General features: G+C 67.3%; 14 protein-coding genes. 4 read left to right on the top strand and 10 right to left on the bottom strand.

Going from position 1 to position 16473, the window contains the following annotated elements:
* Positions 1 to 37 precede the first annotated feature (37 nt).
* On the top strand, positions 38 to 358 hold the full coding sequence (gene trxA, locus AC1RNQ_RS02135; protein WP_493168555.1) for a thioredoxin TrxA: 321 nt from the start codon (positions 38 to 40) through the stop codon (positions 356 to 358).
* A gap of 40 nt (positions 359 to 398) precedes the next feature.
* Here trxA and AC1RNQ_RS02130 read toward each other — a convergent pair whose 3' ends face one another.
* The 5 genes from AC1RNQ_RS02130 to AC1RNQ_RS02110 all read right to left on the bottom strand — a co-directional run bounded on the left by AC1RNQ_RS02130 (position 399) and on the right by AC1RNQ_RS02110 (position 5540).
* On the bottom strand, positions 399 to 647 hold the full coding sequence (locus AC1RNQ_RS02130; protein WP_493168553.1) for an SEC-C metal-binding domain-containing protein: 249 nt from the start codon (positions 645 to 647) through the stop codon (positions 399 to 401).
* A 68-nt stretch (positions 648 to 715) separates the two neighbouring features.
* Positions 716 to 1942, bottom strand: coding sequence for a bifunctional glutamate N-acetyltransferase/amino-acid acetyltransferase ArgJ (gene argJ, locus AC1RNQ_RS02125; RefSeq protein ID WP_493168552.1), 1227 nt, complete (start codon positions 1940 to 1942; stop codon positions 716 to 718).
* 174 nt (positions 1943 to 2116) lie between these two features.
* Positions 2117 to 3553: an aldehyde dehydrogenase family protein gene (locus AC1RNQ_RS02120; RefSeq protein WP_493168551.1), complete on the bottom strand. Its 1437-nt coding sequence runs from the start codon at positions 3551 to 3553 to the stop codon at positions 2117 to 2119.
* Between the two features lie 98 nt (positions 3554 to 3651).
* Complete coding sequence (locus AC1RNQ_RS02115) at positions 3652 to 4962, bottom strand: M20/M25/M40 family metallo-hydrolase (protein ID WP_493168549.1); 1311 nt, start codon at positions 4960 to 4962, stop codon at positions 3652 to 3654.
* Between the two features lie 62 nt (positions 4963 to 5024).
* A complete protein-coding gene (locus tag AC1RNQ_RS02110; protein ID WP_493168547.1) occupies positions 5025 to 5540 on the bottom strand; it encodes a hypothetical protein in 516 nt (171 codons plus the stop codon).
* Positions 5541 to 5675: 135 nt separating this feature from the next.
* Here AC1RNQ_RS02110 and AC1RNQ_RS02105 point away from each other — a divergent pair, with 135 nt between their 5' ends.
* Both AC1RNQ_RS02105 and AC1RNQ_RS02100 read left to right on the top strand, forming a co-directional pair.
* Positions 5676 to 5888 (top strand): helix-turn-helix transcriptional regulator, encoded by a 213-nt coding sequence (locus AC1RNQ_RS02105; RefSeq protein ID WP_493168545.1) that lies wholly within the window; start codon positions 5676 to 5678, stop codon positions 5886 to 5888.
* Positions 5885 to 6544, top strand: a complete 660-nt coding sequence (locus AC1RNQ_RS02100; protein ID WP_493168543.1) for a hypothetical protein — start codon at positions 5885 to 5887, stop codon at positions 6542 to 6544. The genes AC1RNQ_RS02105 and AC1RNQ_RS02100 overlap by 4 nt, the downstream gene beginning before the upstream one ends.
* 4 nt (positions 6545 to 6548) lie before the next feature.
* Here AC1RNQ_RS02100 and AC1RNQ_RS02095 read toward each other — a convergent pair whose 3' ends face one another.
* The gene (locus AC1RNQ_RS02095; RefSeq protein WP_493168542.1) at positions 6549 to 9338 is read right to left on the bottom strand and encodes a DUF3857 domain-containing protein; all 2790 of its coding nucleotides are present in this window, start codon (positions 9336 to 9338) and stop codon (positions 6549 to 6551) included.
* A gap of 147 nt (positions 9339 to 9485) precedes the next feature.
* Complete coding sequence (locus AC1RNQ_RS02090) at positions 9486 to 9926, bottom strand: hypothetical protein (RefSeq protein ID WP_493168541.1); 441 nt, start codon at positions 9924 to 9926, stop codon at positions 9486 to 9488.
* Positions 9927 to 10279: 353 nt separating this feature from the next.
* Between AC1RNQ_RS02090 and AC1RNQ_RS02085 the strand changes: the two genes are divergently transcribed.
* Positions 10280 to 11944 carry a M20/M25/M40 family metallo-hydrolase gene (locus AC1RNQ_RS02085; protein ID WP_493168539.1) on the top strand — a complete coding sequence of 555 codons (1665 nt, stop codon included), beginning with the start codon at positions 10280 to 10282 and terminating at the stop codon, positions 11942 to 11944.
* Between the two features lie 257 nt (positions 11945 to 12201).
* Here AC1RNQ_RS02085 and glnA read toward each other — a convergent pair whose 3' ends face one another.
* The 3 genes from glnA to AC1RNQ_RS02070 all read right to left on the bottom strand — a co-directional run bounded on the left by glnA (position 12202) and on the right by AC1RNQ_RS02070 (position 16450).
* Positions 12202 to 13614, bottom strand: a complete 1413-nt coding sequence (glnA, locus tag AC1RNQ_RS02080; RefSeq protein WP_493168537.1) for a type I glutamate--ammonia ligase — start codon at positions 13612 to 13614, stop codon at positions 12202 to 12204.
* A 77-nt stretch (positions 13615 to 13691) separates the two neighbouring features.
* Positions 13692 to 14030 carry a P-II family nitrogen regulator gene (locus AC1RNQ_RS02075; protein ID WP_037518110.1) on the bottom strand — a complete coding sequence of 113 codons (339 nt, stop codon included), beginning with the start codon at positions 14028 to 14030 and terminating at the stop codon, positions 13692 to 13694.
* A gap of 233 nt (positions 14031 to 14263) precedes the next feature.
* Positions 14264 to 16450, bottom strand: a complete 2187-nt coding sequence (locus tag AC1RNQ_RS02070; protein WP_493168534.1) for a PQQ-dependent dehydrogenase, methanol/ethanol family — start codon at positions 16448 to 16450, stop codon at positions 14264 to 14266.
* Positions 16451 to 16473: the final 23 nt, after the last annotated feature.

Here is a 16473-nt window from a genome sequence, read left to right as displayed (position 1 = left end):
CTAGCTTGGAGCTAAGCAGAATTTCAGGAGACCTTCCATGGGTACCAAAGCGATTACCGACGCCAGCTTCCAGAGCGACGTCCTCGACAGCGACACCCCCGTCCTCGTCGATTTCTGGGCCGAATGGTGCGGTCCGTGCAAGATGATCGGCCCCGCGCTCGAAGAGATTTCGGACGAGCTCGCGGGCAAGGTGGTGATCGCCAAGCTCAACATCGACGACCATCCGGGCGCGCCGGGCAAATATGGCGTGCGCGGCATTCCGACGATGATCCTGTTCAAGAACGGCGAGATCGCCGACACCAAGGTCGGCGCCGCGCCCAAGAGCGCGCTCAAGGGCTGGCTCGAAAGCGCGCTCTGATCCGTCGCCCCGGCGCCGGATCGTCGGCGCCGGGGGCTTTCTACCGGTCAGTCACGCCAATAGTCGTGCCGCTCCGAACCGTCGAAACCGGCCCGAAGTCAGGCAACAGGCGCGGAAACCTCCGGCCCGAGCCGCAGGGACATGGGTCCTTGCGGCCGAGTTTCTCGATCAGCTCGACATCGCCGTGAACGAAGCGATGTCCCCGCTTGACCTGCGTTTCCGATGGATAACCTTTGCGTCGCTTCGAACTAGGCTCGAAAGCACGGCAGGTCGGCGAAGTCTTGTTCATATGCCATGACAGCCTCCTGTGGTTGACGCGCATCAAGTAGCACGCGGTCGCCGCCTAGCAGATCGCTCTCAGCTCCGATAGTCGGCGTTGATGCTGATATAGCCGTGCGTCAGGTCGCAGGTCCACACGGTCGCGCGGCCGTCGCCGAGGCCTAGGTCGGCGCCGATGCGGACTTCGAGCCCCTTGAGGTGCGCTGCGACGGGGGCCTCGTCATAGCCGTCGACGGGCAGGCCCTGCTTGGCGACCCAATGGTCGCCGAAGCGGATCGCGAGGCGGTCGCGGTCGGCGGGTTCGCCTGCCTTGCCCACCGCCATCACGACGCGGCCCCAGTTCGCGTCCTCGCCCGCGATCGCGGTCTTGACCAGCGGCGAGTTGGCGATGGCGAGCGCGACGCGCTTGGCGCTATGGTCGTCGGCCGCGCCGCTGACCTGGATCTCGATGAATTTCGACGCGCCCTCGCCGTCGCGCACGACCTGGTGCGCGAGGTCGAGCGACACCTGCCGGATCGCCGCGTAGAGCGCATCGGCGCCGGCGTCGTCCCACGATTGAAGCACTGGATTGCCCGCCTGTCCGGTCGCGAAGAGCAGCACCGTGTCGCTGGTCGAGGTGTCGCTGTCGACGGTGATGCTGTTGAAGCTGGTGCCGGTCGTCTCGCTCAGCATTTCCTGCAACAGCGCGGGCGCGACCGCGGCGTCGGTAAAGATGTAACCGAGCATCGTCGCCATGTCGGGGGCGATCATCCCCGATCCCTTGACGATGCCCGCGACGTGGACCGTGCGGTCGCCGATGATGGCGCTGGCGCCCGAACCCTTGGCGAAGGTGTCGGTGGTGCCGATGGTCTCGGCCGCCGCCTCCCACGAACAGGGCATGGCGGTCAGCGCGGCGTCGACCCCCGCGCGCGCCTTGTCCTTGGGCAGCGGCACGCCGATGACGCCGGTCGAGCTGACGAAGACGTCGCTTGGCGCGCAGCCGAGGTGGGCGGAGACCTGCGCCATGATCTGCTCGACCGCCTCGCGTCCGCGATAGCCGGTGAAGGCATTGCTGTTGCCGGCATTGACGATCAGCGCGCGCCCCGCGCCGTCCTTGACCTGCTCGCGCCCGATCTCGACCTCGGACGAGCAGCAGATGTTGCGCGTGAACACGCCCGCGACCGCGGTGCCGGGCGCCAGCTCGACATAGGCGAGGTCGCAGCGATCCCATTCCTTGTACCGCGCGCGCGCAACGCGGAGCGTCACCCCGGCGATAGCGGGGAGTGTGGGGAAGACGGCAGGGGCGAGCGGGGAGCGCGTGGTCATGATGGGGTGCGTGTAGCGGCTCTTCCTCCAACGCAAAACCCCTCCTCTTTAGAGGAGGGGCAGCGAGACTTGGGCGCTTGCGCCCTAGTCGCAGCGGGGTGGTATTTGCCGTCAGGCGCCGGCGCCGAAGTCCACCACCCCAACCCCTCCCCTAAAGAGGAGGGGCTTTAAGGATCAGGCCGGGATGCCGCTGATGGCTTTGACTTCCATGAAGTCCTTCAGCCCGAACAGTCCGCCCTCGCGGCCGTTGCCCGAGGCCTTGTAGCCGCCGAACGGCGCGCCGGGGGCAGGGCCCCAATTGTTCACCGCGACCATGCCCGCGCGCAGCTTGGGTGCGACCTTCGCGGCTTCGGACGGGTCGCCCGAGATCACCGCCGACAGGCCATATTCGGTGTCGTTGGCGACCGCGACCGCCTCGTCGAGCGTGTCATAGGCCATGACCGTCGCGACGGGGCCGAACACTTCCTCCTTGGCGATGCGCATGTCGGGGGTGACGCCCGAGAAGACCGTCGGCTTGATATAATAGCCGCGGTTGACGTTGGCGGGCAGGCCGGTGCCGCCGGTCTCGAGCGTCGCGCCTTCGTCGATCGCCGACTGGATCAGCCCCTGGATCTTGTCGAACTGCGCCTTGTTGACCACCGGGCCGATATGCGCGCCCTCGCTCAGCGGATCGCCCACCGCGGTGCCGTCGAACATTGCCTTGATCACGCCGACCGCGGCCTGCGCCTCGTCCTTCTGGACCAGGATGCGCGTCGGGGCGATGCAGCTTTGACCGGTGTTGACCAGCACGCCCGACACCGTCGGGGGCAGCACCGCGGCAAGGTCGGCGCCGGGCAGCACGATGTTCGGCGACTTGCCGCCGAGTTCCTGATGGACGCGCTTGACCGTGTCGGCCGCCGCCTTGGCGACGAGGATGCCCGCGCGGGTCGATCCGGTGAAGCTCACCATCTCGATGCCGGGGTGCGACGAGATCGCATTGCCGACGGTCGGGCCGTCGCCCTGCACCAGGTTGAACACGCCCGGGGGGACGCCCGCGGCGTCGAGGATTTCGGCAAAGATCGTCGCATTGCCGGGGCATTCCTCGCTGGGCTTCAGCACCATGCAGTTGCCGCCGGCGAGCGCGGGGGCAACCTTCAGCGCGATCTGGTTGAGCGGCCAGTTCCACGGCGTGATCATGCCGACGACGCCGATCGGCTCATAGACGATGGTGTTCGCGCCATGCTGTTCGGTGAACTGGAAGTCCTTGAGAGCCGCGATGGTGCCGAAGAAACCGCCGAGCCCGGCGGGCGCCTGCGCTGCGGCGGCGAAGCTGACCGGCGCGCCCATTTCGGCGGCCATCGATTTCGCGAGGTCGGGGATGCGCTTCTTATATTCCTCGACGATGCGGCCGAGCAGCTCGAGCCGTTCCTCGCGCGTGGTCTGCGAAAAGGTCTTGAACGCTTCCTTGGCGGCCGCAACCGCGGCATCGACGTCGGCGGCGGTGCCGAGCACGATCGTCGTCGTCGCTTCCTCGGTCGAGGGGCTGATGACCTGATGTTCCTTGCCGCCCTGGCTGTCGACCCACTGGCCGCCGATGTAATTTTGTTTCAGGTGCGTTTCGAAGCTGCTCATTTTCTCTCTCCCATCGGCGGTTCCGGATGCGTATCGGAATGCTACCTAATCACGGCGGCGAATGAATCAAGCGCGGCCGGGCGTTATATTCGTCGACCTCAGCGCTTTTCAGCCGCGAGACGTGACATCAATATGGCAGCGCGTGTCGCCTGGCGCCCGATGCTCGGCAGGTCGACCGCTTCGCCCGGGGCGTGGTCGCCGGTCGAATAGGGGCCGAGCCCCGCGAGCCCGTCGACGTCGGCGGCGACGAAGCTGATGTCGCCCGCGCCGCGCTTCAGCGGATCGAGCGGCGCCATTTCCGCGAGCCCGAGGTCGCGGTTCACGCCGTTGAGCTTCGCCAGCAGCGCACGGTTGCCGTCGGTCGGCGCCATCGAGGGATAGCCGCCGGGGTCGAAGCTCAGCTTGGCGTCGGTCAGCGGCGTATGTTCGGCGACGATCGCCGCCATCTTGGCCTTCACCCGCTCGATCTGTTCGGGCGACAGCGCGCGCAGGTCGCCGCGCGCGATCGCGATCGGCGCGATGATGTTGGTCTTGCCGCTGGCGGTCGCGCGTATGCCGCCTGCGTCGAGCACGGCGTCTTGCCCGCCCGCGATCAGCCCGACGTTGAAGGTCAGGTTGGGTTCGGGCAGCTCGGTGCGGAAGCGCGCGATGATGCGCGCCAGCTCGTAGATCGCGCCGTCGCCCGCCGCGGCGCTGAAGATGCCCGAGCTGTGCGCCGACTTGCCCGTCGCGGTGACGGTCCAGCTGTCCGACGAGCGCCGCGCGACCGATCCCATGTCGGCGTCCTTGTCGCGGACGAGACCCTCGAAATCGAGCGCGACGTCGCTGCGCCTGCTCGCGTCGATCAGGTCGGCGCGTGCCTTTTCGATCGGGTCGCCGGCGTCTTCCTCGTCGCCGGTCATGTGGATTTCGATATTGGCGTCCTTGAGCGTGCCCGCCGCCTGCATCGCGCGGAGCGCGGCGACGATGACGACCATCCCGCCCTTGTCGTCGCCCGCACCGGGGCCTTCGCCCTTGTCGCCCTTGCGCATAAAGGTCTGGAAGGGCGAATCGGGCTCGAACACCGTGTCGAGATGCGCGATCAGCAGCAGGCGCTTGGTCTCGGGCTTGCCCTTGTGCACCGCGATCAGGTGGCCGGCGCGTTTGGTTTCGGGCATCGGTTTCCACGTCACCTCGAAACCCAGCGGTTCGAGCTCGGCGCGCATCATCGCGCCGACCTTCTCGACCCCCTCGAGGTTCAGCGAACCGCTGTTCTGGTTGACCAGCCTTTCGAGCAGCGCGATCGAGCGGTCCTGTTCGGCGGCCACGGTCTTCGCCATCGCGGCTTCGGCCTTCGAGAGCTTGGCCTCCGCCGCGGGGGCGAGCGTGAGCGAAGCGGCGAGGAGGGCGGCAAGCGACAGCGATTTCATGAAGGAGCTCCTGAGGGGGGAACTCCATAGTGGCGCGCGATGCCGCGCGCCGCAAGCCCGCGTCAGGCGGGTTCCTTCACCTCTTCGAAATCGTCGAGCTTGTTCAGCGCCTGGCGCGCGATCGCATGCATCTTGAGCGTATTGACGGTCAGCCCCTTGGTGTCGTGGCCGCTCATCTCGTCGACGGTGAAGGCGACGCGCGTCTTGTTCGCCGCCAGCTCCTCGAAGGTGAATTTGAGCCCGGTCGACAGCGCGCCGTCGTCGACGCTGTAGAGGATGTGCGTCTCGCGCGGGATTTCCATCGCCACTGTGAATTTGACCTTATAGGCCTCGGGGCGCTCGCGCGGCGCGACCGATGCCCATTCGGGATCGTCCTTTTCGACCACCAGTTCGTAGAGCCGCGTCGATCCGCCGTTGGTGACCAGGGGCAGGCCGGTCTCATGGTCGTCGCCGAACATCTTGGCGAACACCTGTTCGCGCGGCGCCGCGACGGTTTTGGTCTGGCTGACCAGCTCGCTCGCGCCCTGGCCGCAGCCGGCGAGCAGCAGCGCCGCCGCGATCATCATCTTGCGCATCATCACCCCGTCCTCCGCAAATCCCGCCCGCGTCCTAGCAGTGCCGCCTTACGAAAGCGTAAGTGCGCCTTGTAAAGAATGTTTGACAGGCGCCTCCAGCAACCTGTAAAGAGCTCTTGACAGGCAAGGGAGCGAAGGTTGGAAAACCGGGTGCGCGAATATCGCGAGGCGGCGGGGTGGAGCCAGGGCGAGCTGGCCCGGCGGCTGCGCGTCTCGCGGCAGACGATCAACGCGGTCGAGACCGACAAATATGACCCCAGCCTGCCGCTCGCGCTGCGCATGGCGGGCCTGTTCGGGCTCGAGGTGCGCGCGCTGTTTATCGACGACTGGAAGCCGGAGGACGAAGGATGAGCACGGCAACGACCGAGGACCGGAAGCGCAAGTGGAAGAAGGCCGGGGTCAGCGCGCTGATCGGCGCCGCGGTGGGCGCGGGCGCGGTGTCGCTCGCGATGTGGCTGGCCGGCGACGGCATGCTGGTCGCAATGGGGTCCTCGCGGATCGTGCTCGGCGGCATCGGGCTGGTCTTCGTGCTGATCGCCGCGATGGTCGGCTTCGGGCTCGCGGCACCGCGCGCCGGGGCGAAGGTGCTCAATGTGGGCGACGCCGAGGAACTGATCGACGACCGGCCGAAGCTCTTGAGCTCGGCGCTCTACATGGGCTGGATCGGGGTCACGCTGCTGCTGCTCGCGCTCGCGCGGACCCCCGATTTTCCGGGCGGGATCGTCGCCCCGGGCGCCGCGCTCGCGGCGCTGGCGATCCTGATCGTCGCCAGCCTGCTCTCCTATTACTGGATGCGCTCCTACGACGAGTTCGACCGCCAGCTGGGGCTCGAGGGCGCGTCCTGGGCGTTCCTGATCGCCGCCGCGGTGCTGCTCCCCTGGGCCGCGTTCGACGCGCTCGGCTGGAACGCGCCGCTTGGGCCGCTCGACGTCATCGCGGTGCTCGCGGTGTCGCTGATCGCGGGCAGCTTCGTCGCGGTCGCCAAGCGCGGGATGATGGTGCGCTAAACGCTCAGGGCGTGATCCCGAAGCCCGAATATTCGGCGTCGATCCGCGCCGCCTGCAGCCGTGCGAGCGCGAGATCGGCCTGGCCGCCCGCGCGGTCGTCGCCGCGCAGCTTGACGATGCCGCGCATATAGAGCGAGCCCGGCATGTTCGGGCTGATCTTGAGCGCGGCGTCGAGGTCGGCACGCGCCTCCTCCATCCGGCCGAGGCGGAAGAAGACCATCGCGCGGCTGTCGAGCACCGCCGCCGGATCGTCGGTGAGCTCGATCGCGCGGGTGCAATCCTTGAGCGCCGATTCGAGCGCGAACGACCGCGTGCCCTTGAGCCAGCAGAGGCCGTTGAGCAGGCCCGGGTCGCCCGGCCGCTCGGCGAGCGCCTCGGTGAGCAGCGCCGCGCCTTCCGCGGCGCGCCCCGCCTTGCCGAGCGTTTCGGCCTTGAGCGCGACCCAGCCGCGCTTGTCCTTCGCCGATGCGATCTGCTCGTCATTGAGCGCAAGCGAATCGTCATATTGCTCGAGCTCGGCGAGCAGACGGATTTTGTAGTCGAGCGCGCTTTCCGACCCCGGGTCGAGTGCGAGCACCTCGTCGGTATCGGCGAGCGACGCCTTGAAGTCGCCTGTGTCGAAATAGAGGTCGGCGCGGCGCAGATAGGTCGCGGCGTCGGCCTCGCGCTTGAGCGCCTCGCTTAGGTCGGCGATCGCGGCCCTGGGCTCGAAGACGCCGCCGTAGAAGGCGGCGCGGTTGAGATAGCCGTTGGCTTCCTCGGGTGCGTCGTCGATCGCCTTCTGATAGGCGGCGAGCAGCGGGGCGAGGCGCTTCGCCTTCTTCGCCTCGGCGATCTCCTCGGTGCGCGAGGGGAAGCCGGCGGGCGCGCGCAGGCGGAACTCGCGCTGCTTGGCGGCGGCGGTCTGCGCGCGCGCGGCGGGCAACTGGTCGACCGCGACCTCGCGGCCGGTGGTCCAGATCGTCTCGCGCTGTTCGAGCATATTCCCGGCAAGCTTTGCGTCGCGCTGCATCCCGATGCCCGCGATCATCAGGTCGGCCTTGGCGTCGCCCTCCATCGCGAAGCCGTCGGCGCGCGGCAGCTTCAGGCTGATTTCGCGGACGATCAGGCTGGGCTGGCCGCCCGTGACGGGGATGCTGCGCCACGCCGCGCGGCTGCGGTCGGCGCTGACCTCGAAATCGCCGACCAGCCCGTCGAGCTTCACATAAGGACGCTGCTCGTCGCGGACCCACGGCAGGTTGCCGATGCCCGACGCGCGGATCGTCGCGGTGCCCGCGGCCTCGTCGACCGCGATCGAGCGCGTGTGGATCTGGCCGTTGTTGACGAAATCGCCGAGCGCGCCCTGCGCCAGCTCGCGCAGCTGCTCGGGGGTCGCCTGCGCGCCCATGCTCGCCATGCGCGTCGCCATCTCGCCGCGCATCGTGAACGCCATGTCAAACAAGGGCGGGAAGGCGGTGCCCGCCGACTGGTCATAGGCGATGCTGACGGTCATGTCGGGACGCGCCGGGCGCCGCACCGGCAGCGCGGCGAGGTCGGCGCCCGCGCTGGTCAGCGGCAGCGCGTGGCGGAAGGGCGGGACGTCGGCGAGATCCTCGACATGCGTGCCCGCGGTGGTGCCGTCGAGCCAATAGTCGGTCCCGTCGATCACGGCCTGGACGACGACATGGTCGAAGGCGCCGAGCGTCGGCAGCCGGTCGGGCAGCGCGTCGCCGAGCGTCGAATGGACGAGCGTCGGCTGCGCGGCGACGCCGAGGCGATCGAGCACCGCGAGCAGCAGCAAGGTCTTCGCCTTGCAGTCGCCATAGCGCAGCGACCAGGTCGCCTCGGGGCTTTGCGGGACATAATTGCCGTTGGCGAGCCCGTTGTAGAGATAGCGGATCTCGTTCTGGACGAAGGCGAGCGCGGCGGCGGCGCGCGCCTTGGGATCACTCTTCGCGGCGGCGATCTTGTCGATCGCGGCGGCGAGCGTGCCGCCGTCCTTGACCGTGCCCGTCGTTGCGTAAAGTGCCGCGACGGTGCGCGACAGGTCGGTCCAGCTGGCGAAGGTCGAGAATTCGAGACCGGGCGGGCGGCGATAGCGCAGCGGCGCGTCCTGCGGCATCTCGTCCTGCTTGATCACCGGCTGCGCCTGGGTGAGGATGTGATACGCGCCCTTGTCGGTCTCGACCGGGGCGACACCCTTGCCGAACGCCTTCCACTTCACCGGCAGCGCCTTGGGCCACAGCACGCGCAGCGACCCCTGCGCGATCGCCGCGGGTTTCGCCTGGATATCGGCAAAGGCCTCGCCATTGCCCGCGAGCACGTCGCTGCGTTCGACGATCGTCACCGAAAAGCGCACCGTGTCGCCGACGCGCAGATCCTCGATCGGCGCGGTCGCGGTGAGCAGGCCGTCGATCGCCTTCTGCTCGAAATCCTTTTCGCGGCGGAGCACGGTGAGCTTGAGGCCCTGCGCGAGCAGGTCGATCGTGGCGCCGCCGCGCACGATCTCCAGCTTGTGGACGATCAGGTCGTCGCGGTCAGGCTGCCACACGAACTGCAGATCGCTCCAGTTGCGCAGCGCGTCGGTCGAGGCGATACGAAAGGCGTGGTCGGTGAAGGTTGAGCGCTTGTCGGCCTCGATCAATATCTGTTCGTCGCTGAGCAGCCAGGGCGTCGCGGCGTCGCCCGCGGGGAGCGGCCCGGCATGCGGCACGACCCACGCGGCCGGCGCGCCATAGCCCGGGGTGTCGGCGGCAAAGGCGGGCGCGCCGAGCGCGAGGGCCGAGGCGGCCAGAAGAACGGCAAATTGACGCACGAAATGAAACTCCCCCTGATCGCCCTCATCTAGCTTGGATCATGGGCGTTACCAATGTCTTTGCGGCCGGGTCGCTGCAAAAAAAGAATAAGGGTCGATCAAGCCCCTTGGCGCCTTAAGGTCACAAAGTTCCCCGGTCGTGCGCGACTATTTTGTTACCTTTGTGCCCTTAGCGGGCGCGGCCGGTTCGCGGATCGCGGCGTTGACGAGGCCCATGTTCGGGCCGCAGTTGATGTCGACCGCGCCGCCGCGGAAGATGCGCACGGTGGTGACGCCGTTCAGCGCGCGCTCCATCGCATAGTCGAACATCCGGCCGCGGCCGAGATCGAGCGCCTGGTCCCAGGCGCAGGCGAAACTGTCGGCATCGTCGCGACCCCGCAGCTTGTACGCCGAGCGCCGGCTCATGCCGACCGCCTTCGCCGCGGCGCCGACCGACCCCATCGCCTCGAGCGCGCGGATGAAACGTTCCTGCGTCAGCGGCGTCCAGCCGTCGGCCCGGCGCCGTTGCTGCGCAGCGGGGGTGAAAGCCAGGATGCTGCCTTCGAGGAGGCGGGCGGGGGTGCCGGGGGCGGGAGTCGGATCGGTCATCCGACAGTATGGAGCATGGCGGAATAAATTAGGAAAGGGGTTTCGTGGGGGTGGGTGACGAAATAGGATTTTGGGGGGAGGTGGCGGCTTTCGGGCGGGGGGCGATCGTAATCCTCCCTGCGGCGCAGCCGTGGGGAGGGGGACCGCCGAAGGCGGTGGAGGGGCCGATGCCATAAGCGTCGGTTCAAGGCCGCGCCGCCCCTCCACCACCGCTTCGCGGCGGTCCCCCTCCCCATCGCTTCGCGACAGGGAGGATTAAGAGCGTCCGCTCCGCACTCCAAAGCCAACCCCGCGCTGGCGATCAGCGCTTGCCGCCGCTACGCTTGCCGCAAACACCAACCGGGAACCCCATCATGCCGCTCCACCGCACCGCCCTCCTCGCCACGGCGCTCGTCGCTATTGCGCCCGCCGCCGCACAAGAAATACCCGCCATTTCCGCCGCCAACCTCACCGAAACCGTGCGCACGCTCGCTTCCGACCAGTTCCAGGGCCGCGCGCCGGGGACCGTCGGCGAGGAGCGGACGGTCGGTTATCTGATCGGGCGGCTCGAAGCGCTGGGGCTCGAGCCCGCGGGGACGGGCGGCGGCTGGACGCAGCCCGTGCCGTTGCTGCGCACGCGGCTCGGCACGCCCGCGAAGCTGCAGTTCGAACGCGGCGGCACGGCGCAGCCGCTGAGCTTCGGCACCGACATCTATCTCTCGACGCTGCAGCCGGTCGATACCGCGGCGGTCGCGGCGGCGCCCTTGGTCTTCGTCGGCTATGGCGTCAGCGCGCCCGAGCGCGGCTGGGACGATTTCAAGGGCGTCGACCTCAAGGGCAAGGTCGCGGTCTTCCTGATCAACGATCCCGATTTTTCGGCCGCGGCGCGCGAGCCCGTCGCGGGCCGGTTCGGCGGCAAGACGATGACCTATTACGGCCGCTGGACATACAAGTTCGAGGAAGCGTCGCGCCGCGGTGCGATCGCCGCGCTGATCGTTCACGACACCGAGGGGGTCGGATACGGCTGGAACGTCGTCAAGGCCCCCGCCGGCGAAAATTACGGACTCGTCGTGCCGCCCGAAAAGCGGACCTCGCTGCAGCTGCAGGGCTGGGTCGCGCACGACGTCGCGGACAATCTGTTCGCGGGCGCGGGGCTGAACCTCGACAAGCTGCGCGTCGCGGCGCGGCGCAAGGATTTCAAGCCGGTCGCGCTGCCCGGCGTGGCGCTCACCGCCGAGATCCCGGTGCAGCAGGCGGTGGTGCGGAGCCAGAACGTGCTCGCCAAAATCCCCGGCACGACGCGCGCCGACGAGGTGGTGATGTACGGCGCGCACTGGGATGCCTATGGCGAGGGCAAGCCCGACGAGCAGGGGCGCATCTATCGCGCCGGGGCCAATGACGATGCGCTCGGCGTCGCAGGGCTGTTCGAGATCGCACGCCTGTTCAAGGCCGCGCCGCCGCCCGAACGCAGCCTGGTTTTCGCCTTCTGGACCGCCGAGGAGCGCGGGCTGCTGGGGTCGGAGGCCTATGCGCAGAACCCGCTGTTTCCGGTCGAGAAGACGGTCGCCAACCTGGGGCTCGATATCTTGCAGACCGCGGGTCGCGCGAGGGACGTGATCCTCGTCGGCAAGGGGCAGGGCAGCCTCGAGGACGATCTGGCGCGGCACGCCGCGACGCAGGGGCGGACGGTGTCGGTCGAGAGCCTGCCCGAACGCGGGCTCTTCTACCGCGCCGACCATTTCTCGATGGCGAAGCGCGGGGTGCCGGTCCTGCTGATGATGGGCATCGCGGGCGCTTCCGATCTCGTCGAGGGCGGTAAGGCGGCGGGGCAGCGCTGGGTCGATGACTATACCGGCCGCTGCTACCATCAGGCGTGCGATGCGTGGGACAAGAGCTGGAACCTCGATGGCGCGGTGCAGGATATCGCGCTGTTCTACGGCATCGGCGATGAGCTGGCGCGGTCGGCGAAATGGCCGGGGTGGAAGGCTGGGTCCGAGTTCAAGGAGATTCGCGATAGAAGTGCTGGGGTGCGGGAGTAGGTCGACCCCGCTCTCTCCCCTTCAGGGGAGAGATATGCAGGCTTGCCGGTTTACCGGCTAGCCGGAGTTGAGAGGGGTTTGCTGCGCTGGCGTTTTTCTCCCTCTCCAAGCTTCGCTAGCTCCTGACGGAGCAAGCTCAGCTATCCTCTCCCCTGAAGGGGAGAGGGCTTTGGGGCTCACCCCATCCCACCAAAAACGAAAAGGGCGCCCGGTCCCCCCAGACCGGACGCCCTTCACCGCGGCGCTGACCCGAAGGATCAGGCGCTGTAATACATGTCGAACTCGACCGGGCTCGGGGTCTGTTCGACGCGGTAGACCTCGTCCCACTTCAGTTCGACATAGGCCTCGATCTGGTCCTTGGTGAACACGTCGCCCTTGAGCAGGAAGTCGTGGTCGGCGAGCAGGCTGTCGAGCGCTTCGCGGAGGCTACCGCAGACGGTCGGGACTTCGGCGAGCTCCTCGGGCGGCAGGTCGTAGAGATTCTTGTCCATCGGGTCGCCCGGGTGGATCTTGTTCGCGATGCCGTCGAGGCCCGCCATCAGCAGCGCCGAATAGCAGAGATAGGGGTTGGCCATCGCGTCGGGGAAGCGGAACTCGACGCGCTTCGCCTTGGCGCCCGCGCCATAGGGGATGCGGCACGAGGCCGACCGGTTGCGGCTCGAATAGGCGAGCAGCACCGGGGCTTCGAAGCCGGGGACGAGGCGCTTGTAGCTGTTCGTCGTCGGGTTGGTGAAGGCGTTCAATGCCTTGGCATGCTTGACGACGCCGCCGATGAAATAGAGGCACATGTCGCTGAGGCCGGCATAGCCGTTGCCGGCGAAGAGCGGCTTGCCCTTTTCCCAGATCGAGATGTGGGTATGCATCCCGCTGCCGTTGTCGTCCTTGATCGGCTTGGGCATGAAGGTCGCGGTCTTGCCGTAAGCATGGGCGACCTGATGCACGACATATTTGTAGATCTGCATGCGGTCGGCGGTTTCGGTCAGCGTGCCGAAGGTGAGGCCAAGCTCATGCTGCGCGGCGGCAACCTCATGGTGATGCTTGTCGCAGGGCAGGCCCATTTCGAGCATCGTCGAGACCATCTCGGCGCGGATGTCGACCGCGCTGTCGACCGGCGCGACGGGGAAATAGCCGCCCTTGGCGCGCGGCCGGTGGCCGAGGTTGCCGCCTTCGTAGCTGCGGCCGGTGTTGGTCGGCAACTCGATGTCGTCGATCTCGAAGCCCGACTTGTTGTAGCCGGTTTCGAAACGGACGTCGTCGAACATGAAGAATTCGGCTTCGGGGCCGACATAGACGGTGTCGCCGACGCCGGTCGAGGCGACATAGGCCTCGGCGCGCTTCGCGGTCGTGCGCGGATCGCGGGCATAGCCTTCGCCGGTCGACGGCTCGACGATGTCGCAGAAGATCACCATCATCGGGGTGGCCGAGAAGGGATCGTCATAAACCGCGTCGAGATCGGGCTTGAGGATCATGTCGGACTCGTTGATCGCCTTCCAGCCTTCGATCGACGAGCCGTCGAACATCAGGCCGTCCTCGAGCGCGTCCTCGTCGATCACGCCGGCGCACATGGTCAGATGCTGCCACTTGCCCTTGGGATCGGTGAAGCGCAGGTCCACCCACTCGATGTCATTGTCCTTGATGCGTGCGATGATGTCCTTGGGCTTCGTAGCCATGGTCTGAACTTCCTTCTTGCGATGTTGTCCGGGGCGACCCGGGGTCTTGTTGAACAGGTTGGGGAGTGCCGGTGCGCCTAGAGCGCGTCCTCGTTGCGTTCGCCGGTGCGGATGCGCAGCGCGGTCTCGACCGGAATGACGAAGATCTTGCCGTCGCCGATGCGGCCGGTCTGCGCGGCGGCGGCGATCGCCTCGACCACGCGCTCGGCCATCGAATCCTCGACGATCACCTCGAGCTTCACCTTGGGCAGGAAGTCGACGACATATTCGGCGCCGCGATAGAGTTCGGTGTGGCCCTTCTGGCGGCCGAAACCCTTGGCCTCGGTCACGGTGATGCCGCTGACGCCGACTTCGTGCAGCGCTTCCTTCACTTCGTCGAGCTTGAATGGCTTGATGATCGCCTCAATCTTCTTCACGCGTCTAGTCCCCCACTGGGCTATTATCGATGCCTGCAGCCAGAGCCGGATCAGGCCCGCCTGTCCGGTTCGCACCCACCTATGAGTCGCTGCGAGGCCCCGTCATGTTGCACCAATCAAAAGCCGTGCCAATTGCCGAATCGCAAGCTTCCGGTAAGAATTTTGAAAGCAAATTGCGCCGCTGCCCAAGGGGTGAGCAGTGGCGTGGTGTTGGTGCCTAAAAAAGCGGCATATCAGCGCCCCATCGGCGCCGCGCTGTCGGCGAGGTTCGCCTTGGTCCAGTTCGAGCGGTCGATGACATAGGCGCGCAGCGCCTCGGCATCGGCGGGGGTGAGGACGTTGGCGAAGCTCACCATGCCGCGGTCCTTGAGCATGCCCTCCAGCACCACGCCCTTCCACGCATCGGCGTTGGCGAGCGTGCCCGAGACGCGGAGGTCGGGGGTGAAGCCGTTGCCGATCGCGCTGTCGCCGTGGCAGACGATGCAATAGCGCCCGAAATGCGCCTTGCCTGCGGCGACCTGCGCCGCGGTGCCGAACTGCGGCGGCGGGTTCCAGGCGAGCGTGGTCGCGACGGGCGGCGCGGGAAGCTTGCCGGTGCCGCCGAGCTTGAGCACGACGAGGCGCGGGATGTTGGGCACCTTGCGCGTCACCCCGCCCGCGACCCCGGCGACGAGCGGAAAGGCGCCGCCCTTGCTGGTCATGAAGGCGACGTACTGCACGCCGCCGACGCGGAAGGTCGAGGGCGCGCTGACGATCCCCGACTGCATGTCGATGTCGAGCAATTGCTTGCCCGTATCGGCGGTATAGGCGCGGAAACGGCCGGTGCTCGTGCCTTGAAAGACGAGGTTGCCCGCGGTGGTCATCGTGCCGCCGTTCCATGCGGCGGGATGCGCGACGCTCCACGCGACCTTGCCCGTCCGCGGGTCGAAGGCGACGAGCCGCCCGGTGGTCGCCGCGACTGCGGCGCGGAAGGCCGCCTTGTCGTCGGGCAGCATCGTGCCGGTCAGCGTGGTGCCGATGTTGAAACCGACGACCTTGCGCTTGTCGAGCTCGGTCATGTCGTTGAGATAGCCCTGTGGAATCTGCTGCGCGGGGATATAGACGAGCCCGGTCGCCGGATTATAGCTCATCGGGTGCCAGTTATGCGCGCCCAATGCGCCGGGGATTGCGATGAAGGGCTTGCCGGTCTTGTAGAAGCGCGCGTCCGGGGTCTCGATCGGGCGCCCGGTCGCCATATCGTAACCCGTTGCCCAGTTGATCCCGTCGACGAAGGGCTTGGCGTCGATCAGCTTGCCGTCGTTGCGGTTGATCGTGAAGAAGAAGCCGTTCTTCGGCGCGTGGTACAGCACCTTGGTCGGTTTGCCGTCGACTTGCTGTTCGGCGAGAATGATCGGCTGGGTCGCGGTATAGTCCCAGGTCTCGCCCGGGGTTTCCTGATAATGCCATTTATACGCGCCGGTCGAGGCGTCGAGCGCGACCACCGAGGAGAGGAACCAGTTGTCGCCTTCGCCGTTCGAGCGCGTGCCGTGGTTCCACGGATTGCCGTTGCCGACGCCCAGATAGACCTGGTCGAGATCCTTGTCGTAAACGATCGCGTCCCACACGGTGCCGCCGCCGCCCGAGGTCTGCCACTCGCCCTTGTCCGACCATGTCGCATTGGCCTTGCTGGCGAAGATGTCGTCGCTCGCCGCGCCGTCCTTTTCCTTCTTCGGATTGGGCGCGGTGTAGAAGCGCCAGCGTTCCTTGCCGGTGTCGGCGTCGTAAGCCGTGACATAGCCGCGCACCCCGAACTCGGCGCCGCCATTGCCGATCAGCACCATGTCCTTCACCACGCGCGGCGCGCCTGTGATGGTGAAAGGCCGCTCGGCGTCGAAGGTCTGGGTCGACCAGACCTCGGTCCCGGTCTTCTTGTCGAGCGCGATCAGCCGGCCGTCGAGCGCGCCGACGAAGAGTTTGTCGCCCCACACCGCGACACCGCGGTTGACGACGTCGCAGCACGCGTGGACCGCACGCTCGCCGGGGACCTTGGGATCGAATTTCCAGAGCAATTTGCCCGTCGCGGCGTCCCAGGCGGACACTTTCGACCAGGCGTGGCTGACGTACATCACGCCGTCGACGACCACGGGGGTCGCTTCCTGTCCGCGCGCATCGTCGAGGTCGGCGGTCCAGGCGATGCCGAGCTGGCCGACGTTGGACACGTCGATGTCCTTGAGCGGGCTGAAGCGCTGTTCGTCGTAGCTGAAACCGATCGCGCCCCAGTCGTCGCCGTTGCCGCCGGTCTTGAGCAGGGTCTCGCTGGCTTTCTCCGCGTCGTCGAGCGAAGCGCCGCCCGAGATGCTCTCATTCTTCGATGCGTTGCATGAAGCCAATGCCAAAGCCGCGCAGCCCAGCAGCGCAGCCGAAAAGACCCGTTTCGCCATCCCATGCTCTCCCGTTCGACGCC

The organism is Sphingopyxis sp. GW821-FHT12F08 (genome assembly GCF_058806755.1).
The sequence above is the reverse complement of the archived record's forward strand: the minus strand, read 5'-3'. Positions and strand labels throughout refer to the sequence as shown.